This is a genomic window from Bianquea renquensis (assembly GCF_014384895.1).
GTDB classification, from domain to species: Bacteria; Bacillota; Clostridia; order Lachnospirales; family Bianqueaceae; genus Bianquea; species Bianquea renquensis.
Genome location: NZ_JACRSQ010000001.1, coordinates 309,389 through 326,139 on the forward strand (window position 1 = coordinate 309,389; position 16,751 = coordinate 326,139).

Annotated in this window: 19 protein-coding genes; 14 read left to right on the forward strand and 5 right to left on the reverse strand. The window is 50.1% G+C overall.

Annotation, left to right across the window (positions count from 1 at the left end):
• The first annotated feature begins 12 nt into the window (after nucleotides 1–12).
• The 5 genes from H8730_RS01345 (at nucleotide 13) to H8730_RS01365 (ending at nucleotide 2,579) form a co-directional block, all read left to right on the forward strand.
• Entirely contained in the window at nucleotides 13–1,281 is a 1,269-nt protein-coding gene (locus H8730_RS01345) for a cation:proton antiporter (protein WP_249289196.1), read from the forward strand.
• Nucleotides 1,282–1,300: 19 nt separating this feature from the next.
• On the forward strand, nucleotides 1,301–1,696 hold the full coding sequence (locus tag H8730_RS01350) for a hypothetical protein (RefSeq protein ID WP_177718298.1): 396 nt from the start codon (nucleotides 1,301–1,303) through the stop codon (nucleotides 1,694–1,696).
• An 18-nt stretch (nucleotides 1,697–1,714) separates the two neighbouring features.
• Nucleotides 1,715–2,062 carry a hypothetical protein gene (locus H8730_RS01355; protein WP_249289199.1) on the forward strand — a complete coding sequence of 116 codons (348 nt, stop codon included), beginning with the start codon at nucleotides 1,715–1,717 and terminating at the stop codon, nucleotides 2,060–2,062.
• A gap of 73 nt (nucleotides 2,063–2,135) precedes the next feature.
• Nucleotides 2,136–2,309: a hypothetical protein gene (locus tag H8730_RS01360; RefSeq protein WP_177718294.1), complete on the forward strand. Its 174-nt coding sequence runs from the start codon at nucleotides 2,136–2,138 to the stop codon at nucleotides 2,307–2,309.
• A 15-nt stretch (nucleotides 2,310–2,324) separates the two neighbouring features.
• Nucleotides 2,325–2,579, forward strand: coding sequence for a spore coat protein (locus tag H8730_RS01365; protein WP_177718292.1), 255 nt, complete (start codon nucleotides 2,325–2,327; stop codon nucleotides 2,577–2,579).
• Nucleotides 2,580–2,650: 71 nt separating this feature from the next.
• On the opposite strand, the gene H8730_RS01370 is transcribed toward H8730_RS01365, so the two are convergent.
• Entirely contained in the window at nucleotides 2,651–2,851 is a 201-nt protein-coding gene (locus H8730_RS01370; RefSeq protein WP_177718290.1) for a hypothetical protein, read from the reverse strand.
• Between the two features lie 69 nt (nucleotides 2,852–2,920).
• Nucleotides 2,921–3,400, reverse strand: coding sequence for an S-ribosylhomocysteine lyase (locus H8730_RS01375; protein WP_177718288.1), 480 nt, complete (start codon nucleotides 3,398–3,400; stop codon nucleotides 2,921–2,923).
• Between the two features lie 293 nt (nucleotides 3,401–3,693).
• Here H8730_RS01375 and fusA point away from each other — a divergent pair, with 293 nt between their 5' ends.
• Nucleotides 3,694–5,778 carry an elongation factor G gene (fusA, locus tag H8730_RS01380; RefSeq protein WP_177718286.1) on the forward strand — a complete coding sequence of 695 codons (2,085 nt, stop codon included), beginning with the start codon at nucleotides 3,694–3,696 and terminating at the stop codon, nucleotides 5,776–5,778.
• Between the two features lie 173 nt (nucleotides 5,779–5,951).
• Here fusA and H8730_RS01385 read toward each other — a convergent pair whose 3' ends face one another.
• From H8730_RS01385 to H8730_RS01395, 3 genes are all read right to left on the reverse strand, one after another.
• Nucleotides 5,952–6,221 carry a hypothetical protein gene (locus H8730_RS01385; protein WP_177718284.1) on the reverse strand — a complete coding sequence of 90 codons (270 nt, stop codon included), beginning with the start codon at nucleotides 6,219–6,221 and terminating at the stop codon, nucleotides 5,952–5,954.
• Nucleotides 6,214–6,906, reverse strand: a complete 693-nt coding sequence (locus H8730_RS01390; RefSeq protein WP_177718282.1) for a hypothetical protein — start codon at nucleotides 6,904–6,906, stop codon at nucleotides 6,214–6,216. Before H8730_RS01390 ends, H8730_RS01385 begins: the two co-directional genes overlap by 8 nt.
• Nucleotides 6,907–7,009: 103 nt before the next feature.
• The gene (locus H8730_RS01395) at nucleotides 7,010–7,183 is read right to left on the reverse strand and encodes a hypothetical protein (protein WP_177718280.1); all 174 of its coding nucleotides are present in this window, start codon (nucleotides 7,181–7,183) and stop codon (nucleotides 7,010–7,012) included.
• A 215-nt stretch (nucleotides 7,184–7,398) separates the two neighbouring features.
• Between H8730_RS01395 and H8730_RS01400 the strand changes: the two genes are divergently transcribed.
• From H8730_RS01400 to H8730_RS01435, 8 genes are all read left to right on the forward strand, one after another.
• Nucleotides 7,399–8,478: a lactonase family protein gene (locus H8730_RS01400; protein WP_177718278.1), complete on the forward strand. Its 1,080-nt coding sequence runs from the start codon at nucleotides 7,399–7,401 to the stop codon at nucleotides 8,476–8,478.
• Nucleotides 8,462–9,376, forward strand: coding sequence for an N-acetylmuramoyl-L-alanine amidase family protein (locus tag H8730_RS01405; protein WP_177718276.1), 915 nt, complete (start codon nucleotides 8,462–8,464; stop codon nucleotides 9,374–9,376). The genes H8730_RS01400 and H8730_RS01405 overlap by 17 nt, the downstream gene beginning before the upstream one ends.
• A 206-nt stretch (nucleotides 9,377–9,582) precedes the next feature.
• On the forward strand, nucleotides 9,583–11,457 hold the full coding sequence (locus tag H8730_RS01410) for an ABC transporter substrate-binding protein (RefSeq protein ID WP_249289200.1): 1,875 nt from the start codon (nucleotides 9,583–9,585) through the stop codon (nucleotides 11,455–11,457).
• A gap of 162 nt (nucleotides 11,458–11,619) precedes the next feature.
• Complete coding sequence (locus tag H8730_RS01415) at nucleotides 11,620–12,603, forward strand: ABC transporter permease (RefSeq protein WP_177718272.1); 984 nt, start codon at nucleotides 11,620–11,622, stop codon at nucleotides 12,601–12,603.
• An 89-nt stretch (nucleotides 12,604–12,692) separates the two neighbouring features.
• Nucleotides 12,693–14,492: an ABC transporter permease subunit gene (locus tag H8730_RS01420; RefSeq protein ID WP_249289202.1), complete on the forward strand. Its 1,800-nt coding sequence runs from the start codon at nucleotides 12,693–12,695 to the stop codon at nucleotides 14,490–14,492.
• 8 nt (nucleotides 14,493–14,500) lie between these two features.
• Nucleotides 14,501–15,499 (forward strand): ABC transporter ATP-binding protein, encoded by a 999-nt coding sequence (locus H8730_RS01425; RefSeq protein WP_177718270.1) that lies wholly within the window; start codon nucleotides 14,501–14,503, stop codon nucleotides 15,497–15,499.
• Nucleotides 15,496–16,572 (forward strand): ABC transporter ATP-binding protein, encoded by a 1,077-nt coding sequence (locus H8730_RS01430; RefSeq protein WP_177718268.1) that lies wholly within the window; start codon nucleotides 15,496–15,498, stop codon nucleotides 16,570–16,572. Before H8730_RS01425 ends, H8730_RS01430 begins: the two co-directional genes overlap by 4 nt.
• The gene (locus H8730_RS01435) at nucleotides 16,569–16,736 is read left to right on the forward strand and encodes a hypothetical protein (protein ID WP_177718266.1); all 168 of its coding nucleotides are present in this window, start codon (nucleotides 16,569–16,571) and stop codon (nucleotides 16,734–16,736) included. The genes H8730_RS01430 and H8730_RS01435 overlap by 4 nt, the downstream gene beginning before the upstream one ends.
• Nucleotides 16,737–16,751 lie beyond the last annotated feature (15 nt).

Here is a 16,751-nt window from a genome sequence, read left to right on the forward strand (position 1 = left end):
GGGAATTTGACAATGAACACGGCAATGGGCAGTTTATTGTCTGTGATTGAATCACTAGGGGAAAATGGTTTTTTGGTGGAGATCGCGATTCTAATTATCGCGGCCTTTTTGGGAGGAAAGCTGGCCTCCTTAGTCCGGATGCCGGAAGTGCTGGGACAGATACTTGCCGGTATTCTTGTGGGCCCCACGGTGTTGGGCTGGATACCGGCACAGGATGAACTGATCTACACGTTTTCACAGATCGGCGTCATTTTTCTCATGTTTTTAGCTGGATTGGATACAGATTTAAAGCAACTTCGCGAGGCCGGGAAGCCGGCCACCGTCATCGCTTTGGGCGGTGTGGCAGTTCCCTTGCTGCTCGGCACGGTCATCCCACTGTTTGTATTTCGGGAGCAGGTATCGCATGAGGAGGTGTCGCCGTTCTATTCCGCCCTGTACATTGGAACAATTTTGACAGCCACCTCGGTCAGCATTAGCGTCTCCGTCCTGCGGGATATGGGGAAGCTGAGAACGAAGCAGGGCGTGTCGATTTTGGCGGCGGCGATTATCGACGATGTAGTCGGAATCATCCTCTTAGCCGTTGTGTCCGGGTTTGCCAATCCGTCGGGCACCTCAACCAATATCGGACTCCTGTTGATTAAAATCGTTGCTTTTTTTGCCATCGCATTGCTAGCCGGATTTCTGATTTCCAAATTCTTGACGAGAATTGCCGCCACAAGGCAATGGAGCGATAAGTACATCTCCATCGTCATCGTTTTTTGCTTTGTCATGGCCTTTATGTCGGAGCTATTCAGCGTCGCTGCCATCACGGGCGCGTACTTTGCCGGTGTGATTTTGTCGACGACGCCTTTCAAGAACAAGATAATCCGCCGGATTCAATATATCGCCTACGCGCTGTTTACTCCGATTTTCTTTGTCAGCATTGGAATCAAGGCCAATATCAGCGCGGATATTTTCACGCACCTAGGTTTTTCTTTGACTATCGTGCTCATCGCCATATTGGGGAAGATTGTTGGCTGCGGTTTGGGCGCCAAGGTGATGAAGTATAGTGGTAAAGAGTCGCTGCAAGTTGGAGTCGGGATGATCGCCCGTGCAGAGGTGGCTTTGATCGTCGCGACCCAGGGATTACAGCGCGGCATTATCAATGATGCCACCTTTACAAGCGTCGTTTTGCTAGTGGTTGTCTCTACCATCGTGACGCCGCCGCTATTGAAACTTCTTTTTAGCAGGGAAAAGCCGCCGCTCAGTGGAGAGGAAACTACAGCTGGTGTCAAATCATAGTGGAAAAGGAGGTTTTTGTATGTATGTCGTTTTCATTGTACTGAATCAACGGGAGAAGCTACCGGAGATATTAGAGGGAATGAGCCGTCTTGGGTCCCATGGCGCTACTGTCATCGATTCCATGGGATCGCGCGCCTTGGACAAAAAGGTTTATTCCATGCCGATGATCGGAGGCGTGTTGAAAGGATTGGACGGGGAAGTTGCATACAACAATACAATCTTTTCAGTCATTGAGCGGGAAGAACAGGTGGAACGGATTCTAGACTATGTAAAAGGTGTGCTGGCGGAACCTGGGGCCGGTATATCCTTTGCTCTACCTGTTACCCACATGTGCGGCGGAGAATTGGAACGGCATATCGAAAAGCGTGAGCGAAAACAGCGCAAAAAGAAAGAAGACTCGTCGATTTCAGGTTGACACATTGGAGGTGGTCGTATGCAGCAAGGAGTAATTCTGTTTTTCGTATTGAACGATACCAAAAAAACGAAAAGGGTATTACAGGTGTTACGAGAGCGGCGGATCGAGCAGTATACGGTCCTGAACACCTTTGGCTCCTATGGGCTATATCATCACGGATATGTGAACTATGCGCCGTCGGTCGCGGGCGGCATGAATAGCAGCAAGGAGCTGGACGAGCGGAGATATAATAAAACATTTCTAATTCCCGTTCCTTCGGAGGAAGAATCATTGGCGATTATGCAGCAGCTGGCGGAGATTACCAATATTCAGGAAGGGACCGGAAATGGCATTCTGTTTACCGTTCCCATGGTGAAGACGGACTGACAAAAGTCGGGATTTCTTCTGGAGCTGAATAAGAATGGCAAATCGTCTTATACTATCCTTGGAGGTGAAGGAAATGAGCCCTAAGGAATTATTGTATATCGAAGATGCGCTGGGACATGAGCAGTTTTTGAAAACCACCTGTCAGGAAACCGCGCAGAAGCTTCAGGATGAAGAGCTGCGCAGTTTCGTGAACCAGATGTATCAAAAGCACCAGGAGCTGTTTACACAGCTGTATCAATTAGTATAAGGAGGACGCCGGTAAATGGATGACAAATGTTTGATGGAAAATATCCTGATGGTCGAAAAGGGCGTGTGTGATCTATATCTTCACGGGACGATCGAGTCCAATACGCAGAACGTACACGCCGCCTTTGACAATGCCCTGGAACAGTCGCTGCAGATGCAGGATGCGATCTATAAAAAGATGGCGGCGAAAGGCTGGTATCCCACAGAGCAGGCCGATCAGCAGAAGATTCAAAAGGTGAAAGCGAAATATAGTCAGGGACAGATGAACTAAGATTCTGACAGATAAAAAGGTCCTTAAAGGGTGGAATGCCACATCTTTAAGGGCCTTTTTTGCGGAAGCGATTATGACTCAGATAGATCATCTTGATAATACTGGGTTAAGCTGCTATAGATTTTCTCATCGAGATCAAGGACACAGCCATGCCGCTTCGCATCGTAGTGAGCGCAGTCAAGACAGGAACCGGGGGATAGGTCAGAATCTTCGTGGGTCCTGTATGCGGCACAGTTCATCGCAATTTGTTTACAACGCCGTTCCACACTCATGGAAATCCCTCCTCTTGCTAAACATATCCTTAAATAGTATAGACGGGGAAGGAATTTTTTAATCAGAGGTCAGACGGGATATACCGTATTGTCCTCCGATAGAATGGTTAACACATTGTCGACAAAGCATTGACTTTCGATTTTGGCACTGAACAGATCCATATCTTCAAAATTGCCGCAGTCTTTAGGGGAAGCGCCAGGGATAACGCCCTCAAAGGAAGCCATGGCGCGAAATAAGCGGATCAACAGCTTCTGAATGTCCATCGGGGACAAATCTCCCTTGAGTATGGCATAAAAACCCGTCCGACACCCCATTGGCCCCCAATAGATCGTCTTATCGGCGTATTCCGGATCATTTCGCAAAAATGTAGCCCCCATGTGTTCGATGGCATGACAGGTACCAGTTGACATGACGATCTCTCGATTGGGCGCTTTCATGCGAATGTCAAATGTTGTAAGAACTTCATTCCCAACCGCATCTTTCCGTGAGACATAAACACCTGGATTTAATTTTAAATGATTGACAGTAAAACTGGGAATTTTTTGCATGAGGCTTCGTCCTTTCGAATGATAAATAGATTGCCGATTTGGGCCACAGCGCTTTCTTTTTATTATATCATAGTTTTAAAGAAGAGGTGATACATTCCTTAAAAAAATAATAAATATTTTTTTTTGAAAAAAAGGAAAAGTTTTGGGAAAGTCGAATAAGAAAATATAAGGCGTAGAGGGTAAGCATATGGTAATCTAGATGAAATATTCGATCGACGGTGAGAGCTGCCTGGACGACCATACAAACTTTGTGCGCGGAATCGACAATTTAATCCAAGATTGGAGGAATGTTTATGAAGGTCTATTCTTCAGACAAGATTCGCAACATTGTATTGCTCGGCCACGGTGGGGTTGGCAAGACGACCGTGGCAGAGGCAATGGCCTTTGCGTCGGGAGCCATAACCCGACGTGGAAGCGTGAATGATGGAAATACGATCAGCGACTTTGACGCAGAAGAAACAAAGCGGCACTTCTCAGTGAATACTTCCATCCTTCCCATTGAGTGGGAAGAGTATAAGATCAATATCTTGGATACACCCGGTTACTTTGATTTTGTTGGCGAGGTTGAGGAAGCGCTTCGTGCGGCGGAGGGCGCGGTTATCGTTGTCTCCGCCAAGAGTGGCGTTCAGGTTGGCACAGAGTTAGCGTGGGAGAAGGCGGAGGCGGCTGGCCTGCCAAGGTTTATCTTTGTCAATGGGATGGATGAAGAGGGCGCCAATCTGGTGAAGGTGCTGGAAGATTTGCAGAGTACATTTGGCAAGGCAATCGCTCCATTTCAAGTTCCGATCAAAGAGAATGGGAAATTTGTCGGTTTCGTAAACGTTGTGAAGATGGAGGGGCGTAAATTCGAAGGCGACCGCGTCGTTCCATGCGAGATACCGGATTCGATGGCGGATGAGATAGATCCTGTCCGGCAGATGATTTTAGAGGCAGTGGCGGAGACGGACGAGGAGTTGATGGAGCGCTATTTCGACGGGGATGAGTTCACGGTGGATGAGATTCAGGACGCTCTGAAGAGCGGTATCGTCTCCGGCGATATCGTGCCGGTTTTGTGTGGGTGTGCTATCAATGGGACCGGTATCGGTGTGCTGATGACGTCCATATGCCGTTATTTTCCTGTGGCTGAGATGGTTCATCCCACGCTGGACGCGGTGGACAAGGACGGGAAACCGGTCAAAGTGGAGTGCGGGGAGACGGCGCCTTTCTCAGCGTTCGTATTCAAGACGTCTGTGGACCCCTTCCTCGGCAAGATCACCTATTTCAAAATCAATTCCGGCATCCTCCGAAGGGATGATCCGGTGGTCAACGTGACCAAGGACGCTGTGGAGCGGATGAATCGATTGTATGTCATGCGGGGGAAGGAGCAGATTGAGGTCCCGGAGATCCATGCCGGGGATATAGGAGCCGTGACGAAGCTCTCCGTTACGACGACAGGCGACACGCTGTGTGGTAAGAGGATCGCGGTGAATTTCCCCCCGATCCAGTTCCCAGATGCGCTGATGTGTATGGCGGTTGAGCCGAAGAGCAAAGGGGATGAGGACAAGGTATCGGCCAGCTTACAGCGGCTGATGGAGGAGGATCCCACAATCCGTCTGGTCGTTGACCGTGAGATGAAACAGCAGCTGTTGTATGGTGTCGGGGACCAGCACCTGGATGTTATCGTGAGCAAGATGCTGAACAAGTTCAAAATCGGAATTGAATTGAAGAAGCCAAAAGTTCCCTACCGTGAGACAATCCGCAGCAAGGTGCAGGTACAGGGGAAGCATAAGAAGCAATCGGGAGGTCATGGACAGTACGGCGACGTACATATAATCTTTGAGCCATCCGGGGATCTGACACAGCCCTATGTTTTTGCGGAGGAGGTATTTGGCGGCGCGGTTCCCAAGAACTATTTCCCAGCCGTCGAGAAGGGAATTCAGGAGTGTGTCAAGAGCGGCGTTCTGGCGGGGTACCCCATGGTGGGAGTCAAAGCGACCTTAGTGGATGGCAGCTATCACCCGGTGGATTCCTCCGAGATGGCATTCAAGCTAGCCACAGCCCTGGCATTCAAGAATGGCATTCCCCAGGCAAAGCCTGTGATACTGGAACCTATAATGACCGTTCACATTACCGTGGATGAGGCTTACATGGGCGATATTATCGGGGATTTGAATAAACGCCGCGGCCGTGTTCTCGGCATGGAGCGAGTTGGTAAGAAACAGGTGATCGAGGCGGAGGTTCCCCAGGCGGAAATGTTTACCTATCCGGCGGACCTGCGCTCCATCACCCAGGGGCGCGGCATGTTTTCCATGGAATTTGCCCGGTACGAGGAGACGACCAAGGAAGTACAGGACAAGATCATCGCGGACAGCAAACTGCAAGACGAGGCGAAATCGTGAAGACGGGAATGGAATGTGGAACAGCGCGGTATGCGCTGTTCCTTTTTGAGAGCTTTCGCGAACTTTTTTTCAGCTATGGAAAAAAAGAACAGAGCCTGTATTTCTACAAACTCTGTTCTCGACAGTAGGTCCTTCAGTTTGGCACAGCCTAGGCGGTGAAGATGCTGCCGCATTCAAAACATTTGCAGCAGCGTCTGCATTTTTTGGCGTTCCTGAGGACTCAAGTTTTGCTGAAGCGCGTTCAGCAGCAGGGACGATTCTTCGGATGTGAGGGTTAGGCCATTATTTTTCATTCGAAAGCCGTAGGAGATCATAATCTGCATTTTTTCATTGGTCGACTTATTCTCCATCATGTCGACCATTTCCCGAATCAGTTTTGCTTTCGCGGGGGCCAATCTGCGAAAAGCAGTACTTTCATAGAAAGAATTTAATTCGCTACTCATTGGGAGCTCCTTTCGGTGGTGTGTTGTTCATAAAAGAGGACAAGTTGTCAAACATTTGCTGTTGTTCCGGCGTCAATCCCTCTTTCAGCTGTTCGGACAGCGAGGGATTGGAAATGGCTGAACTCTGTGGCGATGCTTTGAAGGGCTCTGGCCGCAGATAGGAGAGAGCGGATCCCAGATCCGGCTGCGGGTTCGAGGGGGGGCTGTCTTGTCTGGAAGCAGGGGCCGCCTCCTGGGGCTGAGCCGAGGGATCTGCGCCATGCTGAGTCATTTTCATGAATTCTTGCATTTGCAGCGTCTGGAGCGCCATATCGATGATATGCTGTTTGTCCTTCCCACAGACATCGCGGATGGATTTTAGCATTTCTCTTTGCTTTCTCGGAGAGAACTCATTTTTGGGTTTTGACGAAGCGGACCGCTGAAAGTCCGCCGTATCCTTTTTTTTCACTTCCTGTTCGTAGCAGGAGACTGTATTTTTTAACTCCATACATTTTAAAAGAATTCCCAGTTGCCCCTTTGCTGGACTTTCCATGAAGGGCATGACGGTTTTGAGAATTCGCATGGATTCTGGCGTGCGATCATCCGATTTTTCAGACTTGGGTGAAGGCGTTTCACGAGGTCCGGAGAAATTGGAGAACATATTGATCATCTGTCTCATCTGTTCAAAATTAATCGACTGGTCCATGAGAACGGCTCCTTTCTTTTGAGTCCTGCTATAGTATATGCATCATCGATGGGAATATTGCCCATCGATTTTATCAAAACGCCGGGCCTCCCCCTCCATCGTCTCAATACCGGCAGCCGAAGCCTCCACTCAGAATCAAGATCAAGACAAGCCAAAAAACGAGATCGTCGAAGTTAGCACAGCCGGCGCCCACCCCTGTTCCCTGGCAGCAGCTTAGAAGTAAAAGCAGAATCAGCAAGGAGTTATCCTTTCCACATCCCTGCATCATGTCGCTCATGTCAATCCCTCCCACATTCTAATACCTGGTTTCTACTGTATACATATGAGTCTCCCATTGTCCAATATGCATTGCGTCAGTTTATGCGGCGGCTTTTTTTCGCAAATGAGCCTTGTAATCTCACGGGAAATGCAGTATGATAAAAAGGCAGAAGTCTACTGCCTGGGACGGATCAAAGAACAATCATGAGTTGACAAAAAAGAGGGGAAGCGCAGATGGAATACTGTTATGTTGGAACGTATACGGAGAAGGGAAGTAGTGGGATCTACGGCTTGGCGGTTGAACAGGGAAAATTCACCGGCAAGCCTGAGCTCTTGGCGGAGCAGGTCAGTCCTTCCTATCTGTACTTAAACCGAGAGGGGACGATCCTATATGCGGCGTCGGAGCCGACGGACGGAAGTCGAGGGATGATCGTCGCCTATGATGTTGACCCGCGGACAAAGGCTTTGACGCCCCGCAACCGCGTAAAGGCACCGGGAGGGGGCATCTGTCATCTGGCGATGGATCCTTCCGAGAGATTTCTATTTGCTGTGGCGTATGAGGATGCCACCGTACAGTCCTACCCCATCGACGAGAAAGGAAACCTTACGCCTATGTTTTGTATGCGCCGCCATATCGGGGGCGGCCCGGATAAAAGCCGTCAGGAAAAGGCTCATGCACATAGTACCTGTATTACGCCCGACGGTCGGTATGCCATCGTCTGTGATCTGGGAATGGATCAGCTAGTGGTGTATGATGTTAACCCCGCTTCCGGCAAGCTTAAGCTAAAGTCGGAGATGTGCGTCCCTATGCCGCCCGGAAGCGGACCCAGACATATGGTGTTTCATCCCAATGGAAAGTATGCGTATGTCTTGACGGAGATGGGCTCATCCATTGTGGCGTTTGAGTATTCAGCGGAGGTCGGGTTGAGGGCGCGACAGGAGATCAGCAGTTTGGAAGCGGGATTTCGCGGGACAAGCTGTGCAGCGGCGATCCGAATTACAAAAGCTGGCGACCGGATTTACGTGTCAAATCGAGGTGAGGAGAGCATTGCATGCTTTTCTGTTGATGAGGATGGAAAACTGTGGAAGCAGCAATCGGTATCCACACATGGCAAGCATCCCCGCGATTGTAGCCTGACGCCCCAGGAAGATTTTCTGTTGGCGGCCAACCAAAATTCAGATCATATCGTCAGTTTTAAGAGGACAGAGGAAGGACTACAGGAAGTGGACATATGCCATGGAATCTCCATGCCAGCCTGCGTATTATTCTGGCAACAGAGAGTGGGGGAGCGAGCTTATGAAAAAGGCAAATAAAATTTGGATCGCGGTCCTTTTATTCCTTTTGGTGGTTTCGGCAGCTGCAGGCGGACTGTGGGTCGCATCTAGGAGGCTTCCCGCTGAAGGGGATGAATCCGAAGTCCGGCTTTTTTTGGCGGATGGGATGCGGTATACGCCAACTGAACGCTTGGAGGGGACGGCATCAGGATTTGCGATACCTTCGACGGAACTGTCGCCTTTGCTTGAGGAGGCCAAACGGGCGGTGGAAGAAAAAATGGCGGAGGAGCAGGCGAAATCACGCCTTGAGGGACTTGTGATCGGAATCGACCCAGGCCATCAGAACAGGGGAGATTCGACAAAAGAACCTAACGCACCTGGCTCAGCGGTGATGAAAGCGGCGGTTGCCAGCGGTACAACGGGCCGTTTTACGAAAGTGCCGGAACACCAGGTCACCTTGGCAGTTGGCCTGCTTCTGCGAGATATGCTGGAGGAGGCTGGCGCCACCGTGGTCATGACCCGCGAGACAGGGAATGTGAATATCAGCAATGTCCAGAGAGCGTTGCTGTTCAACGAGGCTGAGGTCGATCTGGCAGTCCGGATCCACTGTGACGGTGCGGAAAGCTCCGATGTTCACGGTGCCAGCATGTTGGTTCCCGCCGGCGATTCTGTGCGCGGAATCGAGGAAGCTAGCTATAAGGCGGGGCGTATTGTGATGGATTCTTTCGTTGCCATAACGGGAGCGAAAAATAGGGGGCTATCAAAGCGGGACGACCAGACGGGCTTTAATTGGTCAACGGTGCCCGTTATCACCATTGAAATGGGATTTATGTCCAATGAACAGGAGGATGTGAAGCTAGTATCAGAGGACTATCAAAGACTCTGTGCCCAGGGACTGTGTGAAGGAATCGCTCAGTGGTATGACCAGGTGCGCTAAGAGTATTTCGCTAAATAGGCATATTGGGGATGGGGGTCAGGGAATACGAGTTGCATATGTACATAATTTTTTGAAAAAACCAATCTTTTACAACAAATGAATTAATGCGTTTTATTTCCTTCGATTTACAGTGGATTGTGGAATGTTTCTCTGATATAATGCAATCATATGAAGTAAGCAATTCATTTTTTGAAGGGAGTAAAAGAATGAAAAAGATCATAGCAGTTTGTCTTTTGGTCATGATGACCATTACGGCGGCGGCGTGTTCCAATACAGGAACGGATTCCAGCGGATTGCCGAATGAAAATTCAACCCCACCAGCCTCGTCAGCGGCCTCGGGGCAGCTGATTGTCGGCTCTGTGACAGACTTGAATTCTGACTTTATGTCAGGTTGGACTAGCGGACGGGCTAACGCCGACGCTATGCGGCTCATCTATGGCTATTCGCCTGTTGTGTACTCAAAGGAGGGCACCTTTGTCGTAGATCCGACAGTTGTGAAAGATGGGGGCATCGAGGTTCAAGAGAACGAGGATGGATCGAAGACCTATACGATTTCCCTACAGGATTCATTGCAGTACAACGATGGGACGCCCATCACAGCAGTGGATTATGTGTTTTCGATTTTGCTTCAATCCTCGCCGGAATTTGCGGCGCTGGAGGCGGACGCCACGGCGGGCATGGACTATGTTGGATATAAAGAGTTTAACGCAGGGGAGACCAAAACCTTTGGCGGAGTCCGTCTCCTGGGTGACGACCAATTTTCCGTGACCGTAGCGGCGGAAAAGTTTCCGTATTATTATGAATTAGTCTGGTGTGACGTAAAGCCGCTGCCTATGCATGTTTTAGCGCCGGGGGCTTCAATAGAGGACACGGGAAATGGCGCAACGCTCTCCGATAATTTTACAGTGGATTTGATCCGGGAGCCGATTCTGAACTCAGAGTCCGGTTACCGCTATAAGCCCACCGTTACCTGCGGACCCTACCGGTTTGTTCAGTATGATCCGTCGACGAAGCAAGCGATTTTGGAGCGCAACGATCGCTACCTAGGCAATTACGAAGGACAGACGCCTTCCATCGGCAAGATTATTATGAAATCCGTCACCACGGCCACCATGATGGATGAATTGGCGGCGGGGGCAGTGGATTTGATCACCGGTGTTTCCGGTGGAGAATCCATTGAAGCGGGGCTGGATTTGGAGGAGGCTGGCAAGGTCAGCTATGTCCATTATCCTCGAGCTGGATATGGAAAGATCGCATTTTCCGCTGATTTTGGCCCAACCCAGTTTCAGGCGGTACGTCAGGCCATTGCCTACCTATTAGACCGGGATGAATTTGCCAGACAGTATTCCGGCGGTTACGCGAAGGTCGTGGACGGCTTTTACGGGCTATCCCAGTGGGAATACAGGGAGACGAAGGAACGCCTAGAGAAGGAGCTTCAGCACTACACTTTGAATCCTGAAAAGGCAAAAGAGCTTTTGATTGCGGACGGCTGGACTCTCAATGAGACAGGCGGCGAGTACGTGGAAGGCTCCGATTCCGTTCGCTACAAAAATGTTGACGGAGATCTGATGCCGCTGATCATTGAATGGGCCAATACTCCAAACAATCCTGTGTCTGACCTGCTGAGCACCATGTTGCCCAGTGAGATGCAGAAGGTCGGAATGAAATTAAACGCAACGACGGTCGAATTTGGCGTTCTGCAGAACCACATTAACCGTCAGGGGACCGACCAGCCAAAGTATCACATGTTCAACCTGGCGACGTCCTTTGCGGAGGCAAACTCGCCCTGGTATTATTACAGCACAGACCCGCAGTTTTTCGGACTCTACAACACCAACTTCATTCAAGACGCTGAGCTGGAGCAGCTGGCGCTGGCAATGAAGGCGACGGAGCCTGGTGACGAGGAGACATGGGTGGAAAACTGGTTGGCATTTCAGAAGCGGTGGAATGAGGTGCTTCCAGATATTCCGCTGTACTCCGATGATTATCACGATTTCTTTACAACGAAGCTTACGGGGTATGATGCGCAGGCGCTGTGGAACTGGACAAATGCTATTTTGTACGCCAGTTTAACTGCATAATTTCTATGCCGTTGTCGCATACTACAAAGTAAGAAGCATACAAGAGGTGCTTCAAATTCAGGGACTTCCTGAATTTTGAAACGCCTCTTTTTTGTCCTATATGCGGAGGAAAAGTTTGCGTTTCGCAAACTTTTCTAGTCAGTAAAGAAGGGGAACAGGAGCATGATTCGATATATCGCAAGGCGGTTATTGTATGTTGTCTTTGTATTTTTTATCGTCTCGATCCTCATGTTTGGAATCTATAAGATGGTGCCGGGGGACCCGGCGAGGATGATGTTGGACACATCCATCGCCAACACAGACCCGGAACAGTATAACAAACTATACCAGGAAGCGAGGGAACGTCTCGGACTGGATAAGCCCATCGTCGTACAGTATGTGAGCTGGATTGGCAATATGCTCCGGGGAGATTTTGGCTATTCTTCCCAATATCGGATGCCTGTCATCGATATGGTCAAAACTCCCATGAAAAATACGATTCTGCTTAATCTTGCCTCTCTTGTTTTGGTGTTTGGAATTACAATTCCCTTGGGGATTGTCACGGCTGTAAAACAATACAGCGTATTCGATACAGTGGTCCAGGTAGGGACCGTAGTCGGCTATAGCCTGCCTGCCTTTATCATCTCCCTCGTCTGTATTTTTTTCTTTGCCGTCAAGTTTCCCATCTTTCCCATCAGTGGAGTGAACACAGCCGGTTTCACGGGGACCGGATGGGCGAAAGTGCTGGACACAGCCAAACATATGGCACTGCCCCTGCTGGTTATGACCCTCAGCTCCCTTGGAGGTATTACCCGCTATGTACGGGCGGCGATGATTGACGTGCTGCGCATGGAGTATATTCGAACAGCACGGGCAAAGGGGCTTCGGGAAAAAGTTGTCATCTACTCTCATGCTTTCCGAAATGCCCTGATTCCGGTGGTGACTATTGTGACAGGTTGGTTTGTCGGTGTTTTTGGCGGTTCCGTCGTAATCGAATCCATCTTCATGTGGAATGGTATCGGGAATGTCCTTTTCACAGCACTCAAGCAGCAGGATTTTGCCGTTGTCCTGGCGATGCAGATGTTTTATGTTGTCCTGACGCTGGCAGGAAACCTGATCATGGATCTGGGATACTGCCTGGTGGATCCCCGCGTTAAACTGGAATAGGAGCAGACGTGAGAATTTGTGCCGAGCGTCACAAATTGCTCTGGTGGCAGAATTCGCCCCGTCGCCAGCGCTCCAGAATGGAGATGACTATGAGAAAAAAGAGAAATACCGGTTTTTTTCGAAATCTATTCCGAGGGTTATTTTTTGGACAAAACACAATGGATCCGCCCGTAATAGAGGAGGAGCCAGTCCGAAGCCCTATGCGGATGATTCTTATTCAGTACCGAGACAATAAGGTCGCGATGACGGGACTTGTGGTATTCGTTCTGATTTTTTTGGCCTGCTTTATCTTGCCTATATTGTATCCCTTAGACCCATCCTATCAGGATGTGACGCAACAAAATTTGCCACCTGGATTCTCCCAGCAGAAGGTTCCCAGAGCGCTGCGGCAAAATGCGAAACAGATTGACGCGGGGGCCGCCTTTAGTATCGGCATCGATCAAAATGGAACCGTATACCTGTGGGGCATACTGGATGACAAATTAAAAGCAGTTCCGGAGGACTTGAAACCCGTATCACAGGTATCTGCCGGATTGAGCCATGTATTGGCGCTACAGGAGGACGGAACTCTGCGCACATGGGGAAATAACCGATTTTCGCTGGATCAAGTACCGGAGTCCGTGCAGGGGCGAAGTGACATAAAGCAAATTGAAGCGGGATACCAGATCTCCATGGTTGTGACAGAGGGCGGAGAGCTATTCGTATGGGGAAATGAAAATCTCATCAGCATTGAGACAGGAAAGGTGCAGGGAAACGTTGAGAAGATCGTGTCCAACACGACGACGGCACTGGCTCTGACCAAGGACCGGCAGGTGGTGAGTCTTTCCGCAAAGGAGTCTACTTTTGACGCGGTGCCACAGGAGATTCAAGGCCGCGCGGTGGATTTGGCCGCGACGGATAAATCCGCAGCAGTGTTGACAGAGGACGGAAGAATTACCGTTTGGGGGAGCCAGGATTTCGGTGTTCAGGAGATTCCACAGAAAGTTCAGGGGGCTACCGTAGCGATTGAGGCTGGGCGAAGCCACTTTACGGTTCTGCTAAAAGACGGCCGGGTCGTTTCCTGGGGACGGAATAATTTCCACCAGACAGATGTTCCGGCAGAAGCTGAGACAGCGGCATCGATCCATGCCGGTTACTATCAAAACTATGTCATTCGGGAGGATGGCAGCGTTGCCTCCTGGGGATTGAAAGGATATCTCATGGGAACCGACGATTTTGGGCGCGATGTCTTCACCAGGCTTGTGTCCGGTGGCCGGCTGACGATGACCATCGGAGCCATTGCCGTTATCATTTCCACTTTGATTGGCGTCCTGATCGGAGGTTTCTCCGGATACTACGGGGGAAAGATTGACAATATTCTCATGCGATTTGCTGAAATCGTCGGGGCAATTCCCTTTCTGCCGTTGGCTATGATATTGTCCTCCATTGTCGGCAACAATGTCTCCGAACTTCGCAGGATTAGTCTGATTATGGTCATTCTTGGAGTTCTGAGCTGGCCGGGTTTGGCCCGTCTTGTCAGGGCGCAGATTCTGGCGGAGAGAGAAAAGGAGTTTGTCACGGCGGCAAAGGCTATGGGAATCCGGGAACTCTCCATTATTTTCCGGCATATTCTGCCCAATGTGGTGACGGTCATCATTGTCAACACGACACTGAACTTTGCCTCATGCCTGTTAACAGAATCTTCCCTATCTTTCTTGGGATTTGGTGTGGTAGAGCCAAATCCAACCTGGGGCAATATGCTGACCGGTTCACAAGCCTCCACGGTGATTGTAAATTTTTGGTGGCGCTGGGTCTTTCCAGCGCTGGCCTTAAGTCTTGCCACCATCAGCATCAACCTCATCGGGGACGGGCTTCGGGATGCCATTGATCCAAAATCCAATGAAAGGTAGGTGCGGCTATGTCCCTTTTAGAGCTAGTGGATCTGCACACGTATTTTCGAACAAAGCGGGGCGTCGTAAAGGCAGTCAATGGGGTATCCTATAGGGTGGAAGCGGGCAAGACATTGGGAGTAGTCGGGGAGAGCGGCAGCGGTAAAAGCGTATCGGCTATGAGCATATTGCGGCTATTGGACGGCAATGGCTATATCCATAGCGGAAAGATTCTCTTCGAGGGCAGGGATCTGACGAAAATTCCTATGAACGAGATGTATGCCATACGAGGAAATGAAATTTCTGTAATCTTTCAGGAGCCGATGACGAGCTTGAATCCGGTTTTCACAATTCAAAGACAGCTTCAAGAGGTATATCGGACCCATCAGAGGGTATCGAAGAAAGCGGCGGAGGAGAAGGCAGTACAAAGTTTGCAGGACGTCCGAATCCCCAATCCGGAGACGGTACTACGCCAATACCCGCATCAATTGTCCGGCGGAATGCGGCAGCGAATCATGATTGCCATGGCCTTGGCCTGTGAGCCTCGGGTTCTGATTGCAGACGAGCCAACCACAGCCTTAGACGTAACGATCCAGGCACAAATTCTCAACTTAATGCGGGATCTGCAAACCCAGAGGGGAACCGCGATTCTTTTCATCACTCACGACTTAGGTGTGATTCGCGAGATGGCAGATTCTGTGGCAGTCATGTACTGCGGGGAAGTGGTGGAGATGGCGCCGGTTGCTAAGATATTTGGGGATCGAGTCATCTCCCATCCCTATACGGAAGGTCTGCTGGAATCCATTCCAAGATTGGATACGGAACCAGGTGTCCGCCTGGAGGCCATCCCCGGCTCCGTTCCACACCCTCTAAACCTGCCAAAAGGCTGTAAGTTTGCACCTAGATGTAAGTTTGCGACACCCTTTTGCCGAGAGCAAGAGCCGGCGCTGGAAGAGGTGGCGCCAGCTCACTCTATCCGCTGTCTGTATCCAGATACAGAGAAAAGAAGGAAGGAGATCGAGACATGAGTGAAGGGTCCTCAGCCCTGCTTGCAGTTCGGAATCTGAAAAAATATTTTCCTTTGAAACGAACATCCCTTAGACAGAAGGAGCAGCTGTATGTGCGGGCCAATGATGGAATTTCCTTAGATATTAAGGAGGGAGAAACCTTTGGCCTTGTGGGCGAAAGCGGCTGTGGGAAATCCACTTTTGGCCGAGTTCTGCTCCAGCTGTACCCTCAGACGGAAGGAGAGACGATCTACTACGGCCGCCGGCCGGAGGAGTTTCAGCCGGAGTATCGCAAAAAAGCCCCATCCAATGAGCCAGGGATTGACCTCACACAATTGAAGCCCAAGGAAATGCGTTTGCTGCGGAGGGATTTGCAGCTAATTTTTCAGGATCCGTATTCCTCCCTGAATCCTAGAATGACGGTAGGACAGATCATCGGAGAGGGGGTGTTGGCTCATGGGATGTTCACGCGCAGAGACCCGGGTTTCTCTGAGTATATAGTTGCGATCATGGAGCAGTGTGGCCTTTCCCCCTATATGTTTCACCGGTATCCCCATCAGTTTTCCGGCGGTCAGCGGCAGCGGATCGGTATCGCCCGATCCTTGGCTGTCAAACCTAGATTCGTTGTGTGCGATGAAGCGGTATCGGCACTGGATGTATCAATTCAATCGCAGATTCTAAATCTTCTTATGGATTTAAAGCAGGAACAGAAGCTGACCTATCTCTTCATCTCCCATGATTTGAGCGTTGTTAAGTATATCAGCGATCGAATCGGCGTAATGTATTTAGGCAGCTTAGTGGAATTGGCGGCGTCAAAGGATCTATTTCAGGAGCCGCTACATCCCTATACGGAAGCGCTGCTGTCTGCAATCCCCACAACGGATCCACAGAACAACCGAAAGGTCATCCTGCTGGAGGGAGATATTCCGAGCCCTGTCAGACCGCCGTTGGGCTGTAAGTTTCACACGCGATGTCCCTATGCTACAGACATTTGTAAAACAGATCCCCCCGAATTTGTGGAAGCGAAGCCAGGCCATTACTCCGCCTGTCACCACATAGACCGGGTAGGGGAGAAGACAAGGAGAGTATCATGAAAAAAAGATGGAAGCCTTCTGTAAAGACGGAACAGGGGACGGAAAAGATTCAATTGGAAAAACACGATATTCCCGCACTGTTACTGGCGGCGGCGCTGGTGTTTATTCCGGCGCTAGCAGCGGTGGCTGGTTTTTTTGTGCTGTTGGCATACTGGGTGCTGTAGATATTGTGAAGTATT